This window comes from Paenibacillus sp. N22P23 (genome assembly GCF_059383735.1).
In genome coordinates, this window is the sequence record NZ_JBXENT010000009.1 from 1 (window position 1) to 17,810 (window position 17,810).

At 53.7% G+C, this 17,810-nt stretch carries 15 protein-coding genes and 1 riboswitch; of the genes, 8 read left to right on the forward strand and 7 right to left on the reverse strand.

Annotated features, from left to right (window positions below):
* Positions 1 to 276 (reverse strand): hypothetical protein (locus tag AC506A_RS25315; RefSeq protein ID WP_495463778.1); only part of this gene is annotated, 276 nt, incomplete at its 3' end.
* Between the two features lie 465 nt (positions 277 to 741).
* Here AC506A_RS25315 and AC506A_RS25320 point away from each other — a divergent pair.
* The 5 genes from AC506A_RS25320 to AC506A_RS25340 all read left to right on the forward strand — a co-directional run bounded on the left by AC506A_RS25320 (position 742) and on the right by AC506A_RS25340 (position 6,019).
* A complete protein-coding gene (locus AC506A_RS25320) occupies positions 742 to 2,169 on the forward strand; it encodes an S-layer homology domain-containing protein (RefSeq protein WP_495463779.1) in 1,428 nt (475 codons plus the stop codon).
* A 42-nt stretch (positions 2,170 to 2,211) separates the two neighbouring features.
* Complete coding sequence (gene corA / locus AC506A_RS25325) at positions 2,212 to 3,165, forward strand: magnesium/cobalt transporter CorA (protein ID WP_495463780.1); 954 nt, start codon at positions 2,212 to 2,214, stop codon at positions 3,163 to 3,165.
* 61 nt (positions 3,166 to 3,226) lie between these two features.
* Positions 3,227 to 3,517, forward strand: a complete 291-nt coding sequence (locus tag AC506A_RS25330) for a small, acid-soluble spore protein, alpha/beta type (RefSeq protein ID WP_495463781.1) — start codon at positions 3,227 to 3,229, stop codon at positions 3,515 to 3,517.
* A 280-nt stretch (positions 3,518 to 3,797) separates the two neighbouring features.
* Positions 3,798 to 4,481 carry a response regulator transcription factor gene (locus AC506A_RS25335; protein ID WP_495463957.1) on the forward strand — a complete coding sequence of 228 codons (684 nt, stop codon included), beginning with the start codon at positions 3,798 to 3,800 and terminating at the stop codon, positions 4,479 to 4,481.
* Complete coding sequence (locus AC506A_RS25340; protein ID WP_495463782.1) at positions 4,478 to 6,019, forward strand: sensor histidine kinase; 1,542 nt, start codon at positions 4,478 to 4,480, stop codon at positions 6,017 to 6,019. The genes AC506A_RS25335 and AC506A_RS25340 overlap by 4 nt, the downstream gene beginning before the upstream one ends.
* A gap of 28 nt (positions 6,020 to 6,047) precedes the next feature.
* On the opposite strand, the gene AC506A_RS25345 is transcribed toward AC506A_RS25340, so the two are convergent.
* Both AC506A_RS25345 and AC506A_RS25350 read right to left on the reverse strand, forming a co-directional pair.
* The gene (locus AC506A_RS25345; protein ID WP_495463783.1) at positions 6,048 to 6,677 is read right to left on the reverse strand and encodes a cyclodeaminase/cyclohydrolase family protein; all 630 of its coding nucleotides are present in this window, start codon (positions 6,675 to 6,677) and stop codon (positions 6,048 to 6,050) included.
* 2 nt (positions 6,678 to 6,679) lie between these two features.
* Positions 6,680 to 7,543 (reverse strand): bifunctional 5,10-methylenetetrahydrofolate dehydrogenase/5,10-methenyltetrahydrofolate cyclohydrolase, encoded by an 864-nt coding sequence (locus AC506A_RS25350; protein WP_495463784.1) that lies wholly within the window; start codon positions 7,541 to 7,543, stop codon positions 6,680 to 6,682.
* An 80-nt stretch (positions 7,544 to 7,623) separates the two neighbouring features.
* Positions 7,624 to 7,709, reverse strand: a riboswitch (ZMP/ZTP riboswitch).
* Between the two features lie 136 nt (positions 7,710 to 7,845).
* On the opposite strand from AC506A_RS25350, the gene AC506A_RS25355 reads away from it, so the two are divergent.
* Positions 7,846 to 9,726 (forward strand): glycerol-3-phosphate dehydrogenase/oxidase, encoded by a 1,881-nt coding sequence (locus AC506A_RS25355; RefSeq protein ID WP_495463785.1) that lies wholly within the window; start codon positions 7,846 to 7,848, stop codon positions 9,724 to 9,726.
* A 36-nt stretch (positions 9,727 to 9,762) separates the two neighbouring features.
* On the forward strand, positions 9,763 to 11,268 hold the full coding sequence (glpK, locus tag AC506A_RS25360; protein WP_495463786.1) for a glycerol kinase GlpK: 1,506 nt from the start codon (positions 9,763 to 9,765) through the stop codon (positions 11,266 to 11,268).
* 127 nt (positions 11,269 to 11,395) lie between these two features.
* Here the strand turns inward: glpK and AC506A_RS25365 are convergent, their stop codons facing one another.
* From AC506A_RS25365 to AC506A_RS25375, 3 genes are read right to left on the reverse strand one after another with little or no spacing between them, the layout of a single operon-like run.
* Positions 11,396 to 12,463 carry a Ger(x)C family spore germination protein gene (locus AC506A_RS25365; protein WP_495463787.1) on the reverse strand — a complete coding sequence of 356 codons (1,068 nt, stop codon included), beginning with the start codon at positions 12,461 to 12,463 and terminating at the stop codon, positions 11,396 to 11,398.
* Positions 12,460 to 13,551: a GerAB/ArcD/ProY family transporter gene (locus tag AC506A_RS25370; RefSeq protein WP_495463958.1), complete on the reverse strand. Its 1,092-nt coding sequence runs from the start codon at positions 13,549 to 13,551 to the stop codon at positions 12,460 to 12,462. Before AC506A_RS25370 ends, AC506A_RS25365 begins: the two co-directional genes overlap by 4 nt.
* Positions 13,551 to 14,891: a spore germination protein gene (locus AC506A_RS25375; protein ID WP_495463788.1), complete on the reverse strand. Its 1,341-nt coding sequence runs from the start codon at positions 14,889 to 14,891 to the stop codon at positions 13,551 to 13,553. Before AC506A_RS25375 ends, AC506A_RS25370 begins: the two co-directional genes overlap by 1 nt.
* A gap of 98 nt (positions 14,892 to 14,989) precedes the next feature.
* On the opposite strand from AC506A_RS25375, the gene AC506A_RS25380 reads away from it, so the two are divergent.
* Entirely contained in the window at positions 14,990 to 16,114 is a 1,125-nt protein-coding gene (locus AC506A_RS25380; protein ID WP_495463789.1) for an alpha/beta hydrolase family protein, read from the forward strand.
* A gap of 72 nt (positions 16,115 to 16,186) precedes the next feature.
* Here the strand turns inward: AC506A_RS25380 and arfA are convergent, their stop codons facing one another.
* Entirely contained in the window at positions 16,187 to 17,692 is a 1,506-nt protein-coding gene (arfA, locus tag AC506A_RS25385; protein WP_495463790.1) for an arabinosylfuranosidase ArfA, read from the reverse strand.
* Between the last annotated feature and the right edge of the window lie 118 nt (positions 17,693 to 17,810).

Consider the following 17,810-nt stretch of genomic DNA (forward strand, 5'->3'; position numbering starts at 1 on the left):
CTGACGGGGAATTGGCTGCGCGCGAGCCTGAGAGTCGGGAAATCCGACTCTCAGCGGCAAAACCGCGCGAAAAAGCAGCTGAGAGTAGGAAAACCCGACTCTCAGCATCCCACCTGACGGGGAATTGGCTGCGCGAGAGCCTGAGAGTCGTGAAATCCGACTCTCAGCGGCCTCAAACAGGTCACTGGAGCGTTCAACTTCATTATAGTGTTGCAGTTCTTGCAACATTAATGGAGTGTTGCCCTGTGTGGAGGCGAAATGTTGCTCAATGTTCAAGATTTCCTCCAGTCCGCCCCCCCAAAGGTGCTCATATTCAGTGAATTGTTGCATTTCCCGCAACATATATGGAGTTTCGTCCATGGGACAGGGCGAAATGCTGCACAATGTGCAGCATTTCGTAACTCTGTCTATACAACCGACTCTCAGCGATTCGAAGTCGCACCTCGAACCTAAACGCACCGAAGTCGCACCTCGAACCATAGCGCATCGAAGTCGCACCTCGAACCAAAGCGCACCCGGCCTCGACTCATCCTCCGCCTCCGCAGGCTATCTCAGTAAGCCCCGATGTCCGCCACTTTTCCCTCCATCCATACCCTCAAGTTTCGCAACACGCCTTCGAAGGTTATGAATATAGTAAAACCGTCCATAATTCAAATAACTGTAAATGATAGACATATTTTGTGCTAAGCTAGCAATAACGAGAATGATAGATTTGCGAGTAGCAGGGGGATCACGAGAAGCATGAGAACGCAGTGGATCAAAATCGCACTCATCGTCGCCGTCGGCCTAACAGCGAGTCAGCTGGGAACGGCGCCGAAACGGGCGAATGCAGCAGCAGTAACCGGATCACCAAGCGAGTGGGCCAAGCAAGAGATTGGAGAAGCGATCTCGAGCGGACTCATCCCCTATGGGCTGACGAATAGTTATCGACTGGCATTGACGCGGCAGGAGTTTTGCGAGATGGCCGTTCAGCTCTATGAAGTGTTGACCGGTACGAAACCAGCTGATCCGAAGCAGAATCCGTTTCGGGACACGACTAATTTCCGAATCGGCCAAGCCTACGAGCTGGGCATTATTAAAGGGACAAGCCCGAACACCTTCTCACCTAAGGCGAATGTGACGCGCGAGCAGCTCGCGCTTATGCTCTATAACACGCTGGCCAAAGCCGGCTTCCAAAAGAAACTGCTGGAGGGAAAAGGGACACGACAGCCAAAATTCGCGGACGACAAGCAGCTCGCCCAGTGGTCGCGCGATGCGATTAGCATGCTGGCCGGTAACGGCATCATGAAAGGCAATGTGAGCGGCAATCAGCTGCGTTTTCAGCCGCGTGTGACGACGACCCGGGAGCAGGCGATTGTGCTGGTATACCGGATTTTCGATCGGTTCGGGACCTATTTCGTTCATGACGAGGAAGATTTGCTGGGGGCGGCCAAACAATCGCTTCCCGTAGTTATTAAGAACGAACAGATGATGGAAATCGATGCCCGTGCGAGAGAAGTGCTCGCCGAGATCATCCGACCGGATATGACCGAGTATGAACGCGAGCTGGCTATTCATGACTATATTTTGCAGCATACCGCTTATGATTATGAGAACTACAAGAATAACACTGTTCCAGCGGAATCTTACTCTGTGTATGGGGTACTAATGAATGGCGTCGCCGTATGTCAGGGGTACGCCGGTACCGCTGATCTGCTGCTTAATATGGCAGGCGTCGAATCTCATATCGTGATCGGCACGGCAGACGGTGGCAGCCATGCGTGGAACAAAGTGAAAATTGACGGGGCGTATTACAATCTCGACGTAACATGGGATGATCCTGTTCCGGATGTGGCAGGGAGATTGAACTACGGCTACTTCAATGTGACAGATAAAGAGCTTCGCGAAGATCACGATTGGAAGGACACGCTTCCGGAAGCAGCGGCGAATACGTTCAACTATTATGTGATAAATGGCCTCACCGTGAACAATCCAGCGGAGTTCGAAGCGAGAGTTAGCAGCGCTGTCGAGGCGCGTTTGACGTCCATAACCATTAAACGCACCTATAAGGATGAACAAGGGCCGAGCGGCTGGGAAGCTCTGCTGAAGAGTTATGGCGAATTTCTCGCGTCTTATTCTTACACGATGGATAACAGCGGCGTTGTGAGCTTCAAGTTTAGGTACCGTTAATGCTACAATTAGAAAAAAAATAGGGACGGAGCTTCTTGATCCATGATTCGAATTCTTGTCGTTACGAACGATCATCACATTAAGCAGCTGAACAAGCTGGAAGACTTAAGCAGCATTACTCATATGAAGTGGTACTGGGTAGATTTCTGTGAGCCGACCGGAGAAGAAGCGAAGCTGCTGGATGATTATTTTCATTTCCACCCGCTCGCCATTGAAGATTGTCTGCTTTACTTGCAGCGTCCCAAAATGGACCATTACGACGATGTGCATTTCTTCGTGCTTCACGCGATTCATGAGCAGACACTTGAGGCGTCAGAAGTGGATCTGTTTGTTGGTCCGAATTTCTTGGTGACCTACCATCAGCTGCCGCTCCACGAGGTCGACCGCGCTTGGGAGAAAATTATCCGCAAACCGCATACGGAAGCGCATGGCAGTCTGCATGCCGCGTATTCGGTGATGGATGAGCTGGTAGATCAATATTTTCCGGCACTGCAGGCGATCGAGGATCAGCTACTTGAGTTTGAAACAGGCGGCTCCGATCAGGGATTCCGTACGGATCTGAGCCATGTGTTTGAAATTCGAAACAAACTGCTCCGACTTCGCAAAACGATCGTCCCTATGCGTGATTTGCTATATCGTATCCTCAATACGCAGAGGATCGAAGCGCTGAAGCATTACCATGTGTTCTTCACCGATATCTACGATCATCTGCTGAAACTTGCGGAGATGGTCGATTCGAATCGCGATATGACGTCAGATCTACGCGATCACTATATGTCACTCAACTCGAATCGCATGAATGCCATTATGAAAACATTGACGGTCATTACAGTGATCTTCATGCCGTTAACTTTCATTGCCGGCATTTATGGGATGAATTTCTCCAATATGCCGGAGCTCGGATGGCATGCGGGCTACTATATGGTGCTCGCGTTTATGGTGCTGCTTGGCCTCGGCATGTTTGCTTGGTTCAAGTTTAAGGGCTGGTTTGAATAGTTGAACTATCCTTAGGGGACGGTAAGTATACGACTCACACCTTAAGGAGGCGGCAGAAATAATGGCAAGAAGAAGTCGGAGGAAACATCTGGTACCAGGCGCGGAAGCTCAGATGAGTGCATTTAAGGCGGAAGTGATGCGTCGTGAGGGCTATGTCGTAAATCCGAGCAACCCTGATGATGTGAAATATGAAGTGGCGAAGTCGCTCGGCATTCCGCTGGAACATGGTTACAACGGCGAACTGTCGACGGAGTCAGCAGGGCAAATCGGCGGCCAAATCGGCGGAGCGATGGTCAAAGAGCTCGTGCGAATGGCGCAGGAGAAGCTGGCACGCCAGCACTCGGAGCATTAATGAGACATCACCCATCACGATGCGATTGAAAGAACCATCAGCTTGTTAGCTGGTGGTTTTTTTTGTTTGCCCGTTGCCCGAAGCGGAAACGACGGCAATTTCGGATGAGAACGACTTTTGTACGCAGTACAACGGGAGTGATCACCGAAATTGACGGAACTGAAGCGAAGCTGCCAACGAGAAGACCGTTTTCAGTATTTTTTCAGAAACGATTCATACTGTTTTCATCTTCGTCGGTTATGCTGGAGATAACATGCTGAGTAGGATGGGGGATTGGACGATGCCTGCCGCAATATTGGTTATCGAAGACGATTATTATATACAAGAGCTTATTGCCGAGTTTCTAAGGGCGCAGCAATATGAGGTGGATGTGGCTGGGGACGGTTTGGAAGGCTGGGAGAAGTTTCAGCAATCCTCGTATGACCTTGTTATTTTGGATTTAATGCTGCCCTCCATGCACGGTTACGAGATTTGCCGCAGCATTCGCGAGCGTTCCGATACGCCGGTCATTGTACTGACAGCACTAAGCGAGGAGAAGGATCAACTGCGCGCATTCGAAGAGGAAGCGGATGATTACGTGACGAAGCCGTTCTCTTTCCACGTGCTGATGAAGCGAGTGGAGGCGGTCCTTCGGCGCACGCGCAGCGGGCAGTCCGGAGAGCAGCTGTTCGACGGCAGACTGCGGTTAGATGCCGATGCGTACAAAATTTACGTCGATGGCAAGCTTATTGATACGACGACAAAGGAATTTGATATTTTGCATACGCTCGTACATAATGCAGGACGGATTATGACACGTGACATGCTGCTGGACAAAGTGTGGGGCTATGATTATTACGGCGATTCCCGTATCGTCGATGCCCATATTAAGAACATCCGCAAGAAGCTCGGCATTTCCGTCATTCGTACGGTAAAAGGAGTCGGCTACTCGCTGGAGTCGGAGCTGGCGATGGTGGAAGGATGATCCGGCGCAAGGGGATAAGGTTTAAGATCTTCATGGTAACGGCGGCGCTGCTTGTCGTATCTGCCCTGCTCATCTATTTGACGCTATATTTCATGCTGCCGGGTTATTACAAGACTATTAAGCAATCCCGTCTGGAGAGCAGCTTCAGCGAACTGGTGAAAGAGATCGACGGCGTGAGTGCGGCTGATGCCATTCCGCTGATGGCGAAGTTTGGTCAAGAGCATAATGCAGCGCTCATGATCCGAGATAAAGACGGGCAGGGGTATTATATTCCGCCGAGCTATCGGGGAATGAACGGCTGGCTGTCCCGGAATGCGAGCTACCTAGGCATGCGTAAGCAGCTTGAAGCAGGGCGGGCAATCGATGGCCGTGAAGTTACGAAAGGGCCGGGAGACGGTAATGGCAGCGGCCCTATGCAGATGATAAGCGTCGATAAGACGATTAAATTCGCAGAAAGCAACGATCCTTACACGCTGTCCGTGGATGCCCCGCTGCAGCCGATCGGGGAAGCGACAGATGTCATCTTGCTGTTTCTGCCGTATATGCTGATCCCGATTCTATTGATAGCAGTCGGTGGTGCACTCATTTATTCGCGTTTAATCGCGCGCCCGCTTCTATCGCTTAATCAAGTGGCAAGGCGGCTTGCTAAATTGGATTTCTCCGTAACAAAGCCAGCGCTGAACACGAAGGACGAGCTTGGTGAGCTGTCGTTTAGTCTCAGCAAATTGGCGGTTAATTTGCAGTTGACGATGGGTGAACTGCAGGATGCGAACGCACAGCTCAAGAGCGATATCGAACAGGAGCGCGAGCAGGAAGCGAAGCGGCGGGAATTTGTGGCGACGATTTCCCATGAGCTCAAGACGCCGATTACGGCGGTCAGCGGTCAATTGGAAGCGATGATTGCCAACGTAGGCTCCTACCGCGATCGGGACAGATATTTGCGCCAATCCTATACGATCATGCAGGATATGGATAAGCTGGTGCATGAGATCTTGGAGCTGTCGAAGCTGGAAAGCCGGGATTTTCGCCCGCTCATGCGCAAGGTGGATTTGACTGAACTGGTACGGGAATCAATGAACAATATGAGCTACTTGGCAGACGTCAAACAGATGAAGCTGGAGGTCGAGCTGCCGGAGGAAGCGATGATTACGGCCGATGAGCGGCTCATGTCGAAGGCTGTAGCGAATATCATCACCAATGCCGTTCAATATTCAGGGGAAGCCGAGCGGGTCGTTGTTCGATTATCCGAGGAGTATTCTGCCGATGAGGGGAGCGAGCAGCAGGATCAATCGCTTCGTTCGTGTTCGTGGTATAGGCTGGAGGTATTGAACACCGGCGTACAGGTGGAAGAATCGAAGCTACCTCGTTTGTTCGAGCCGTTCTACCGGGCGGAGCAGTCACGCAGCCGCTCAACCGGCGGCAGCGGACTTGGTCTCTATATTGTTAGTAAAGTACTCGATGCTCATGGTGCTGAATATAGCATCGTCAACACGGCTGAAGGTGTACGCTTCAGCGTAAGGATGCAGGGAGCAGCTTGAGGCTTTAAAGGGAAGAGGGAACCGGACATTAGATTCTGTCGCGAACGACAGCTAATGTCCGGTTTTTGAGTTGTTCGATTTCAGCGATAAGGGCGGTTCGTTTCGCTGAATAATGAGCTTTCATCCCTTCATCCTTCAGAGCGGCTACATTGATCTCTACCGTTAAGCGTGCAGATTGCGCAGCAGCTTCAAGTAGCAAAGCGCCGATACCAAGATCAGAGATAACATGCGCATTCGTGCAGGCAGCGATGCTTAGCGTAGACTGCAGCGCTGCTCTGCAAACCTCCATCAGACGGAGCGGGACTTCAATGGCGGCGATGATTGCGTTATGAATGGCTTCTTGTCGATGCGATTTCTCAGGCTCGCTCTGCTTGGGCAGCTTTAGTGCACGCATATAACCGTCAAAGGCTGAAATGTCTGAGGCGAGCAAGGCTTCACACGCGGCGGATAGTCGGCTCATCTCATTCAGAGTTGCATGGACTTGAAGCTGAACATCGGCGTACTTCTCCCCTTGCGAGAGATGGGCCGCCATTGCCGTCATGGCTGTGCCGAGCGCTGCGGCAAGCGCGGCGGCGCTTCCGCCACCCGGTGTCGGGTCGGAACTGGCTGCCTTCTCTAAGAAACGGCGAATGGAATCATCCCACGATACAGTAGTCATCTTCACGCATCTCCTTTCAGCGACATTTGGATATCGATAGCTTTCATCAGATTGCGGAACAGGATCGCGGTCGTTAAGGTGCCGACCCCACCGGGGACCGGCGAGACAGCCGCTGCCGCATCGACCAAATCCGAAGCGCCATCGCCGGTGATCGTACCATCGGCAAGCTCGTTTATGCCCGCGTCGATGATCGTTAAGTCCGGATGCACCATATCTTTCGTGATCACATTCGGCTTGCCAACCGCAACGATGGCGATTTCCGCATGCTTCAGCTGTGACGCGAGATCAGGCGTCCTGGAATGGCAAACCGTCACGGTAGCATTCTCTCGTTGAAGGAGATGAAACAGTGGTAGTCCAACCGTCTGGCCTCTGCCTACTAAAACCACGTTACGTCCTTTTAGTTTGTACCCGTAATGCTTGAGTAACCCGATACAGGCTTGCGGTGTTGCGGGATGAAGCCCGCTATCACTGCCGGTGTAAACGGCAAGTTTATTCGCCGGAGTGACACCGTCGATATCTTTGGCAGGCGCGATGCAAGCCTCAATTGCGGATGCCGATACATGAGCAGGCAGAGGAAGTTCGAGCATGATGCCGTGAATGTCCTCATCTGCATTAAGCGCTGCGATGACGCGCTGTAATTCTTCTTCCGAGACATCGTTTGCGAAAGGATGAAGATGAAACGAGATACCTAGCTTCTCAGCAATCTTCTGCTTGGAGCGAGCGTAGTAGGCTGAGGCAGGATCACCTTCGACTAATAGTGTCGCCAGAGACGGCTGCTTTCCATGCTTCTTCCATTCCTCTACGCGGGACGATATGTCCGAATACACGTGCTCTGCCGCTTCTTTCGCTTTTAGGACAATGGCCATAGAGATTCTCTCCTTCACTGTGGAATGAAAAAAAAGCATTCGCAGGCAGGCTCGTCCTCAGACATAGCCAGCCGCGCGAATACTTCTCCCCAGGCGAACGGTGTGCTTCGATCTGCATGCTCCCTCGTGGTTCATTCCACTGATTTCGCCAGTTGCATGCAGCGTTTATTTGCTAAGAGTGTAGCATGAGGAGGCGACTTTGAACAGGGCAATTGGAATGAAATTCCGACTAAGCATATACTGTAAATTAAAGGATAGTAGTTTGGGGAAAAGCTTCTTGTGTTAAAGGAGGAATGAACGGCATGAGCGAGTCTTTCTCGGTGGAGCACCGGGCTGCGCGTCTAGAGCGAATGTCATCAGAGCTGCTCGATGTGCTTATCATTGGGGGCGGCATTACGGGGGCCGGCATTGCGTGGGATGCGTCGCGGCGCGGTCTTCGGACAGGTCTTGTGGAAATGGGCGATTTTGCGCAAGGTACGAGCAGCCGCTCTACCAAGCTGGTGCATGGCGGGCTTCGCTATTTGAAGCAAGGTGAGGTCAAGTTGGTTGCCGAGGTCGGACGTGAACGGGCGCTGCTGCATAAGCATGCGCCTCATGTCGTGACACCGACGCCGATGCTGATGCCGGTCTATAAAGGCGGCACCTACGGATATTTGGCATCTGCCATTGGATTGTATATCTATGACAGACTTGCAGGCGTCAAACGTGCGGAGCGGCGGAAAATGTATCGGCGTGAGCAGACGGAAGCGCTGGAGCCACTGCTGAAGCGTGAGGGATTGCGCGGTTCGGGCTACTATTATGAGTACCGGACCGACGATGCGCGGCTGACGCTTGAGGTGATGAAGACGGCACATCGGCATGGAGCCGAGATTGTGAATTACGCCAAAGTGGAAGAGATGCTGTATCGGGACGGCGTTGTGTGCGGCGCTCGAATTGCGGATGTACGCAGCGGCAAGCGTTATGATGTCTATGCGCGGAAGATCGTTAATGCGGCAGGGCCTTGGGTTGACCATGTACGCAAGCTGGACGGCGAAGTGACGGGCAAAAGGCTGCTTCTCACAAAAGGTGTTCATTTGGTTGTGGATGGTGAGCGACTGCCGGTCCAGCAGGCGGTTTATATCGATGTGCCGGATGGTCGGATGATCTTCATCATTCCGCGAGATGGCAAAACGTATATCGGGACGACGGATACGTTCTATCACGGCGATCCCGGTTCCGTTGTCACCACGCGCGGGGACCGCGATTATTTGCTGCATGCGGCGAATTCCGCTTTTCCAGAGGCGAAACTGAAGGCGTCGGATGTGGAGTCATGCTGGGCAGGAGTTCGGCCGCTCATTCACGAAGATGGAAAGAGCCCCTCGGAAATTTCCCGGAAGGATGAAATGTTCATTTCGGAGAAAGGGCTCATTACGATCGCAGGCGGCAAACTGACAGGCTTCCGCAAAATGGCGGAGAAGGTCGTGGATCTCGTCGCGGGCGAGATCAGGCGCGGTACCGGTCGTAAGTTCGGCCGCTGCACAACCGGGGACGAAATGCTCTCCGGCGGCGATTCAGGTAAGTATGATTCGTTCGATGAGCTGCAGAGGGAACTGCTTAACCAAGGATTGAAACTTGGTGTGCCGCAGGAGGATTTGAAGATCTGGATGGCGAGGTATGGCAGCAATGCCGCGCATTTATTGGCGCGTTATGCCGCGCTTAGGGAAGCGGACAGCGGGGGCTCGAGCGTTGCTGCGGGATGTGCCGGTGGGGCAGTGAGTGCAGGACTGCCGGGATCTGGATCGGCTGGCGCAGGAGCGGGTGCTTCTGCAAAAGGGCCGGCTGCCAAAGCGGTGGCTGGTCGCATTACGGTATCGGTCGGCTCCTCGGCTGTAGCTGCGGCTGCGGCCCAGGCTGCTTCCGCGCACGGAGGGGCTTCTGCTGCTTCTGTTGGGGATCGCACCTTACGAGCGGAACTTGATTACGCGATTGAGGAAGAGATGACATGCAGCGCGGTCGATTTCTTACTGCGACGTACGGGTATGATTTTATTTGACCGAAAAAAGGCAGAAACACTGGTACAGCCTGTCCTACGATTAATGGGGCAGCGCTTTGGCTGGAATGATGCGCATTGCAAGGCAGAATTGGCCCGCGTGCAAGCGGAGCTTAAGGCTGTGACGGAATTTCCCGAATCGGTGCAGGAATAGGTTGTAGGTGAAGGCTTGTAACGGGGAGCGAAGACAATGGAGCATTATATATTAGCTTTGGACGAGGGAACGACCTCCTGCCGGGCGATCCTGTTTGACGAGCAAGGCCTTGCTGCCGGATCGGCGCAACAGGAGTTCGCCTCTGTATTCCCGCAGGCTGGTTGGGTGGAGCAGGATGCGAACGAGATTTGGCAGAAGCAGCTGCAAGTGATGCGCGATGCGGCGGCTGGCGTTGGCGCGGAGCGGATTCGCGCGATCGGGATTACGAACCAGCGTGAAACGCTGGTGGTCTGGGATGCGCAAACCGGTGAGCCGCTGCATCCCGCGATCGTATGGCAGTGCCGCCGGACGAGCGCGCTATGCGAAGCGCTGAAAGCCGATGGCTGGGAGGACGAGGTGCGCGCGCGAACCGGCTTGCTGCTCGATCCGTACTTCTCCGGAACGAAGCTGAAGTGGCTGCTGGATGCAGTGCCTGGGCTTCGCGAGCAAGCGGAGCAGGGGCGTGCCCTGGCCGGAACGATAGACAGCTGGTTGATCTGGAAGCTGACTGAAGGTGCAGTGCATGCAACGGATGTCTCCAACGCGTCGCGGACGATGCTGTATAACATTCATACGCTGGAATGGGATGCTGATATTTTGGCGAAGCTCGATATTCCCGCTGCCATGCTGCCAGAGGTCAAGCCATCCAGCGGCATATTCGGGTATACGCATTTGCTTGGCGATGCAGCCGAAGGGGCTTCCGATTCGCAAGCGGCGGGGGCGGGGATTCCGATTGCCGGCGTGGCGGGCGATCAGCAGGCGGCGCTGTTCGGACAGGGCTGCTTCGATACCGGCATGGCGAAGAATACGTACGGGACGGGCTGCTTCCTGCTCAAGAACACAGGCGATGCACCGGTAGCTTCGGCTAAAGGATTGCTCACGACGATAGCGTGGCAGATTGACGGCCGGACTACGTACGCGCTTGAAGGCAGTGTGTTCACAGCGGGCTCCGTCATGCAGTGGCTGCGCGACGGACTTGGTCTGATTGCGCATGCATCAGACAGCGAGGCGCTGGCTGCGTCGGTAGCGGATACGCTTGGCGTCTACTTCGTGCCGGCGTTTACCGGACTTGGCACGCCGTATTGGAACGCGGATGCGCGCGGTATGATCACAGGTCTTACCCGCGGCGCGACTTCGGCTCATCTGGTGCGCGCGGCGCTCGAGTCGATCGCGTATCAGACGGCGGATGTGCTGAACACGATGACCGAGGAATCCGGACTGCCGCTGCAGGAGCTGCGGGTCGACGGCGGAGCGGTCGCGAACGGCTTGCTCATGCAGTTCCAAGCCGATCTACTCGGCGTATCTGTCATTAGGCCGGTACTGCTGGAAACGACTGCGCTTGGCGCCGCGTATCTTGCCGGACTCGGTGTTGGATTCTGGAGCGGCATGGATGAGCTGCGCGGACTATGGGCGCTGGATCGCACCTTCGAACCGGAGCTTGATGAAGCGTGGCGCGGTGAAGTATACAGGGGCTGGAAGAAAGCCGTCGGCTATCAGCTGTAGGCTTGCCTGAGCTGCAGCTCGGCTGCTTCCCTTTAATAAGAAAATAATTCGGCCTGTGACCTGCAGTTCCAATAGGAACTTGCAGACTCACAGGCCGAATTTCATTTCTGGTGGTGATCGTCAGGCGCTAATTTTCCTGGATGTCGCCCGTATTCGTTATGATACATATCACATTGATTTCCGGTATGAGCTGGGGGTAATACGTTTCGCGCCATAGCTTGAGCTTGGAGAAGGCCAGCTTATTCCGGAAATATTCGCCCGTCCCCAGCGAATCCGCTTTGCTGGATTGCAGCTTCTTGAATAATTGCTTGTACCGAATCTCCATTGCCTCCGATAACGCGCTTTCGATTTGCGGCTCGGACATGTTGCCGTTGTTCTCAAGCAGATGCAGCGACAGCTTCAAGCGCATGTTCAGCACGGGCTTCCCGTCCCTCCAAGACGTGCGAATACGGTTATTGCAATTGACGATGGACACGCTGGCTTGATGGGCGGTTTCGACTACGGAGCCTTGGAACAGCTCGTCGTATAAGTTCACCAGCAGCGATTGCTCCTGCGAAATTTCGCCCACCATTTTTTCCTTCGACATGATGGCCGAACCAACGAATTCCATCATGGTCGATTTGCCCGACTGCAGAATCGGAATCGTGACATCCTGCGTATCCGAGTGGATGGCGCCGAAGGTTTGCCAGAGATAGGCAAGATTGATTTCGGGGCTCCAGCCGGCGTTCTTATTGAAAAAATTCATTAAAGCGCTTCCGTCAGTCTGGATGGAATTGCCGGTATGATTGAGAAATTGCTCTATATTTTGCGAGGTGATGGCCACAAGCGCTTTCGTCGGCATATGCTGGCTTCGTATCATATAAGCCATTTCGTCCCGGATGCCGTCTATGGCGACTTTGCGGTCGAACAAAACCAGCTGCAGATGCATGAAGTCGATGCCGGCTTCGATGTTAGTATCGATTTGGGTCAGCGCTTTGCTGATTGTGTCGGCCTCTTCGTAATGCACCTTGGATATGAGCTTTCGGCCATACGGTAGCGGAACTTGAATAAACACCCGATATTTCTTTGCCTCCCCGTAAGAGATGCCCATAACGATAGGAAGCATGCGATGGTTTACATCCTTGATGTCCCAGCAGGCGGTTAAGGAGAGCATGCAAAGGAGCAACAAAACAGCTGTACGTGCCCGGCGCATCATTCAGTCAAAACCCGCTTTCCCTTCTGAGCGGCAATATATCTTCCCCGTAAGAAGACGGCGGTCGGAATGACCGCGTAAATCAACAGGCGGAACCACGTATCCGCGGCAAAGACCCGGATGTAATCGTTCCAGCTTGGAATGATGAAGCTGATCAAGAAGACAATGAGGCTAAGAGAAATCCGGATGTAGGTCTCGCGCCAAGCCGGAATAATCTTGCGAATCAGGAGCGCCGAAGACCACAGAGAGAACGAGCTGAGCGTCATGACGAATGCAAGCAACGCAACGGCGTAAAACAGCGAAATCCGGTTGAACACCGTCCATGTAATATTAACGGAGTCGAAGCTGGTCATGAGCGGGAAATTCATAATCTTCGCCGCATTGAGGCCATATATGACGATCGGAATATACAGGACGACAACGTGCAGCAACGAAATTAAGACAAAGCTGATTAAGATCGGCCTTATCTTCACCTTGCATACGGGAGGCAGCATGCCTAGAAGCAGGAACGGACAGATCGAGAACAGCGTTATTAAAAAGGTGCTGTTGGCCAAAAAGTCCATACTTGGATTGATAAGCGGGTAAACGCGCACGAATTTGGCATTCTGAAAGCATGCGAATACGGCGAATAACAGCACAGGAAAGTTGATTAACGTGAGCAGGGTGCTGGCTCTCATAATGCCCTGCGGTCCGATGGATGCCCCGAAGAACATAAGCAGGCAGAGCACAGCCAAGATGATGTGAAGCGGCGAGCGCGCGATAAAAACGATAATCATCAGTTCGGCAAAATAACGCAGCGCCAAAATCGGAATAAGCAAGATGAACCCGGCCAACGGCACGATCAATACGGCGCTAATCCATTTGCCAAGGGGCAGAAACAGGTCGGCGTAATCTTTGTTCCCGGCTTTGCGGAGCCCCAGCAGAAGCAGCAGAAGCAGAAACAGTTCGATCCCCATGCTCAAGCATACGGGCTCCCAATGGCCGTATTCAGTCGTTTCCAGCATCGAACGCGTAAAGGCGGCGAACAGGATACTGCAGTGGGCGGCTATAAAGAATATAGGAGCAGTCATAGTAGCGACCCATCGATGCATCAATTGCGACACTTCTTTCTTAGAGTCATTGTTCTCGCTTCTTTCGCGGAGAGAAAATCCATGAACGGAACGCCGAACCGCTGCAGGCTGCAAACGTAGTAGCAGATGGCGATAAAGCCGACGAATAAGCCGAAGATCCCGAATACGCCCGAAAGGATGACAACGCCTGACCGCAGCATCCGCACGATTAACGTATTCAAGTAATTTGGAAAAGCAAAATGAGCCGTCACCGAGGCTGCAAGCACGATGATGACGAGGTTGCTGACGAGCTTGGCGTCAACGATGGCCTGGCCGAGGATAATGCCGCCGATCAAACAGTTCGTCGATGCGATGGTTTTGGGCAGACGCTGCGTCGCTTCGATGATGATTTCGCTGATTATTAGAAGCAGCAGCATCTCGAGAAACGTCGGCAACGGGATGCCGATCCGGCTCTCGGCGATGGAAAGGGCGAGCTCGATCCGCAGCGTCTCGGGATTAACGGATACAAGAGCCACATACAGCCCTGGTAGCAGCAGTGCGATCAGAATGCTGAGCAAGCGCAAGCCACGCAGGAGCAGCATGACGGGAATAGGGAATTGTCTGTCCCATTCCAAGGCAATGAAATCACTGAATATCAAGGGAAGCACGTACGCGGTCGGCTCGCCGTCGATCAGCAGCAGGACTCTGCCCTGCATCATGGACGCGACGGCTTGTCCGGGCAGCTCCGTTTTATGATAAGGAGATAACAAATGATAGCGACTTTGGCCGAAGATGCGGATGAGGTCCTGTCCGTTCCGGACGTCTTGCTTCGAAGCCTTCTTCAAGGCGTTCTTGACGGTTTCGAGCAAATCCCGATCCACGTCCTCCGATAGATACACCAAGGCGGCTTGCTTCTGAGCCACACCTTGGAAGTGAAGAATCTCGATCTGGAGTTCAGTTGAATCGATCGTTTTGCGCAGAATGCCCATGTTGGTGGTTAAGGGCTCCATGAAGGCGATCGCTGATGCGAAGGGGAGGAACTCGTTTTCCGCTTTATCAATGGCACGGTCGAGCTGCTTGAGCTTGCCTTGAAAACTGAATGCCCGATTTGCCGTCGCGTCGATCAAGACGACCTTCCCCTGCAGCAAAAGATCCATAACGGCCGGTGTCCAAGCTTGCCCTAATAAGCGGGCGCAGATTTCCTCGAAGCCGGACTCGGCGCCGATGCCGCAGTTCGAGATAAACGCAATGGTTTCCTCCCAGTTCACAAGGGATTCGTAGCCGGCCATCCACAGTGAGATCGATCCCACTCGGAGCTGATCGATTTTTAAGTCATGCTGGGTTTTTGTTTGCTTTTGCAGCGTTTCGAAATAGGCTTCCATTGCTACACCTCTCGAAGTATTTTTTTACAAGCAGAGGAAAAATATGCACCGGGTCGAATGTATTACGGCATATGCAGCTATCAAAGGAGGGACAATCCGTGGAACGTTCGATACCGCAGCTTCTGGTCAGTCTTGATGGCAATGAAATCGATTCGGCAGGGGAATGGAGGGAGCGGCGCAGGCCCGAGCTGCTTGAGCTATTCGCTGAGCATGTCTACGGCAGGCAGCCGCTGAGTCGGCCGCAATGGATGATCTTCGCCATTGCTTCGCAAGAGCCGTGCTTAGATGGCAAGGCCGTCCGAAAGAACGTCGATATTCATTTTATAGGAGATGGCGAAGGAGAAAGCGGCGGCCAAGGTCGCATTCGCTTAACCTTGTATGTTCCTGCCCATACTGGTGGGGCTGATAAGAAGAGGTGGCCCGTGTTTCTGCTACTCGATCACGGCAGGCTGTCAGCGGTGGGGGAAGGGGAATCGCCTTCCACGCCTTTCTGGCCGGTGGAGCAAATTATCGACAGCGGGTATGGCACAGTGATGATTGCCGCCGAGGACATCGATCCCGACGAGCATGACGGTTTCCGCAACGGGGTGCACGGGTTGTTTGATCCGAAGGATCGGCTTCGCGCCGGGGATGCATGGGGCACGATCTCCGCATGGGCGTGGGGGCTTAGCCGCGCGATGGACTATTTGGAAACAGATCCGGACGTCGATTCGGCCCGGGTTGCCGTCATCGGCCATTCCCGCGGGGGCAAAACCGCGCTCTGGGCCGGCGCGCTCGACGAGCGCTTCGCCATGGTCGTCAGCAATGAGTCGGGCTGTACCGGCGCGGCTATTTCGAGAGGGAAGGTCGGGGAGCGGGTTCATCAGATCAATGCCTCGTTCCCGCACTGGTTCGCGGATAATTACAAGCGCTATAACGAGCGTGAAGAAGAGCTTCCGGTTGACCAGCACATGCTGCTCGCTATGATTGCACCGCGGCTGTTGTATGTATCAAGCGCCGCGGAGGATGAGTGGGCTGATCCGGCTTCGGAGTATTTGTCCCTTCAACTGGCTGAGCCCGCTTACCGGCTGCATGGCTTGGGCGGCTTGGCATCTGCGCCGTTTCCGGCGCTGGATTCGCCGCTTCATGCCGAGCGCTGCGGGTACCATATCCGGGCAGGACGGCATGATTTGAACGAAGTAGATTGGACATATGTGCTTGCTTTTGCAGAGGGGCGTTTGTAACGCGAAAAGACCCGTAGGAGACGGCTGCGCACGGTGTGCGCAGTGCTCTTACGGGTCTTTTATCGATATAGCCTACAGCTTAATCCGGATTACATTCCAAGAAGCTTTATCAAGCGCGGCTTGGACCGTGCTGCCTTCGACAATGGCGCTGCCTTGCGAATGAGGTGTCACGCGGTTCGGCGCATCCAGTGTGTTGGCTGCCTTCAAGTCATCGCACTCCATGACGATATGTTCCTGGATGCGGAAGGTGCCGAAGCTGCGCAGATCGATTTCGAGCGGCAGCGCATCGCTTAAGTGGCGGTTCACCGCGAATACCGTAACTTCGCCGTCTTCGGCATTGTGTACAGCTACGGCGTCAAGGTACGGAACGTCGGTGTAATCTTTAGCGTCGTACTTCGGCGATTGGATCAGCGGAACGAGCACCGTGCCGCGTCCGAATATGCTTGCGTGCATGTAAGGATAGTAAATCGTTTGCTTCCAAGCGCCGCCGCCGCTTGCTGTCATGATCGGGGCGATGACGTTGACGAGCTGTGCGAGGCAGGCCATTTTGACCCGGTCGGCTCGCTTCAGCATACTGATCAGCATGCTGCCGACCAGCAAGGCGTCCTCGTGATTATAGACGTCCTCCAGCTGAGGCGGCGCGACGGACCATGGCTCGATCCGGGAATCGGCCTCATTGGAATGGTACCATACGTTCCACTCATCAAAGGAGAGGTTCATCCGCTTCTTGCTGCGTTTCGTCGCTTGGACATAGTCGCAGGTGGAGATAACCGTGTTGATAAAAGAGTCCATGCCCATCGATTGCGCCAGGAAGTTGGAAGTATCCTTGTCCCGGTTGCCGTAGTATTGGTGCAAGGAAATATAGTCGACCTCGTTATAGCAAAGGTCGAGAACGGTGCGCTCCCACTCCGGGAACGTCGCCATCGTGAGATTCGAGCTGCCGCAGGCAACCAGCTCGATCGAAGGATCGACCCACTTCATTACCTTCGCGCTCTCGGCTGCGATTCGGCCGTATTCAGTCGCGGTCTTCGCGCCGATCTGCCACGGTCCGTCCATTTCGTTGCCCAGGCACCAGGTCTTGATTTGGTGCGGCTGTTTGTAGCCATGCGAAATACGAAGATCGCTTAATTGTGTGCCGGACGGATGGTTGGCGTACTCGACCAGTTGACGGGCTTCATTCGGCCCGCGCGTACCGAGATTGATGGCCATCATAGGCGCTGTGTTCGCCTTGCGGCACCAATCGACGAATTCATTCAGGCCGAACAAATTCGGTTCAATCGTCCGCCAAGCCAGCTCCAGCCGTTTCGGGCGAAGCTCCACCGGACCGACGCCGTCCTCCCAGTTATAGCCGGAAACGAAGTTGCCGCCCGGATAACGGACGATCGGCACGTCTATCCCTTTGACCAACTCCAGCACATCGCCGCGAAAGCCTTGCTCATCCGCAGTCGAATGGCCGGGCTCATATATTCCCCCATATACCGCGCGCCCCAGATGCTCGATAAAAGAACCATAAATCCGCTTATCAACCTCGCCAATCGTAAAATCCTTCTCGACAATCATCTTCGCTTTCAATGACATGCGGGGAAGCACCTCTTCTTCTTTGGATTAATAATATAATTAATTGATTAATATAATTCAGATCTATATACTGCTAATTAAACCGCAATTCGGGCTGAGCGTGCAAGCTTTTCTTTTT

Bases quoted from the DNA above. Each gene is read 5' to 3' on its own strand.
- AC506A_RS25335 (WP_495463957.1), top strand. From the start codon at position 3,798: ATGCCTGCCGCAATATTGGTTATCGAAGACGATTATTATATACAAGAG.
- AC506A_RS25345 (WP_495463783.1), bottom strand. From the start codon at position 6,677: ATGACTACTGTATCGTGGGATGATTCCATTCGCCGTTTCTTAGAGAAG.
- glpK (WP_495463786.1), top strand. From the start codon at position 9,763: ATGGAGCATTATATATTAGCTTTGGACGAGGGAACGACCTCCTGCCGG.
- AC506A_RS25375 (WP_495463788.1), bottom strand. From the start codon at position 14,891: ATGGAAGCCTATTTCGAAACGCTGCAAAAGCAAACAAAAACCCAGCAT.
- AC506A_RS25340 (WP_495463782.1), top strand. From the start codon at position 4,478: ATGATCCGGCGCAAGGGGATAAGGTTTAAGATCTTCATGGTAACGGCG.
- arfA (WP_495463790.1), bottom strand. From the start codon at position 17,692: ATGTCATTGAAAGCGAAGATGATTGTCGAGAAGGATTTTACGATTGGC.
- corA (WP_495463780.1), top strand. From the start codon at position 2,212: ATGATTCGAATTCTTGTCGTTACGAACGATCATCACATTAAGCAGCTG.
- AC506A_RS25365 (WP_495463787.1), bottom strand. From the start codon at position 12,463: ATGATGCGCCGGGCACGTACAGCTGTTTTGTTGCTCCTTTGCATGCTC.
- AC506A_RS25355 (WP_495463785.1), top strand. From the start codon at position 7,846: ATGAGCGAGTCTTTCTCGGTGGAGCACCGGGCTGCGCGTCTAGAGCGA.
- AC506A_RS25330 (WP_495463781.1), top strand. From the start codon at position 3,227: ATGGCAAGAAGAAGTCGGAGGAAACATCTGGTACCAGGCGCGGAAGCT.
- AC506A_RS25350 (WP_495463784.1), bottom strand. From the start codon at position 7,543: ATGGCCATTGTCCTAAAAGCGAAAGAAGCGGCAGAGCACGTGTATTCG.
- AC506A_RS25320 (WP_495463779.1), top strand. From the start codon at position 742: ATGAGAACGCAGTGGATCAAAATCGCACTCATCGTCGCCGTCGGCCTA.
- AC506A_RS25370 (WP_495463958.1), bottom strand. From the start codon at position 13,551: ATGCATCGATGGGTCGCTACTATGACTGCTCCTATATTCTTTATAGCC.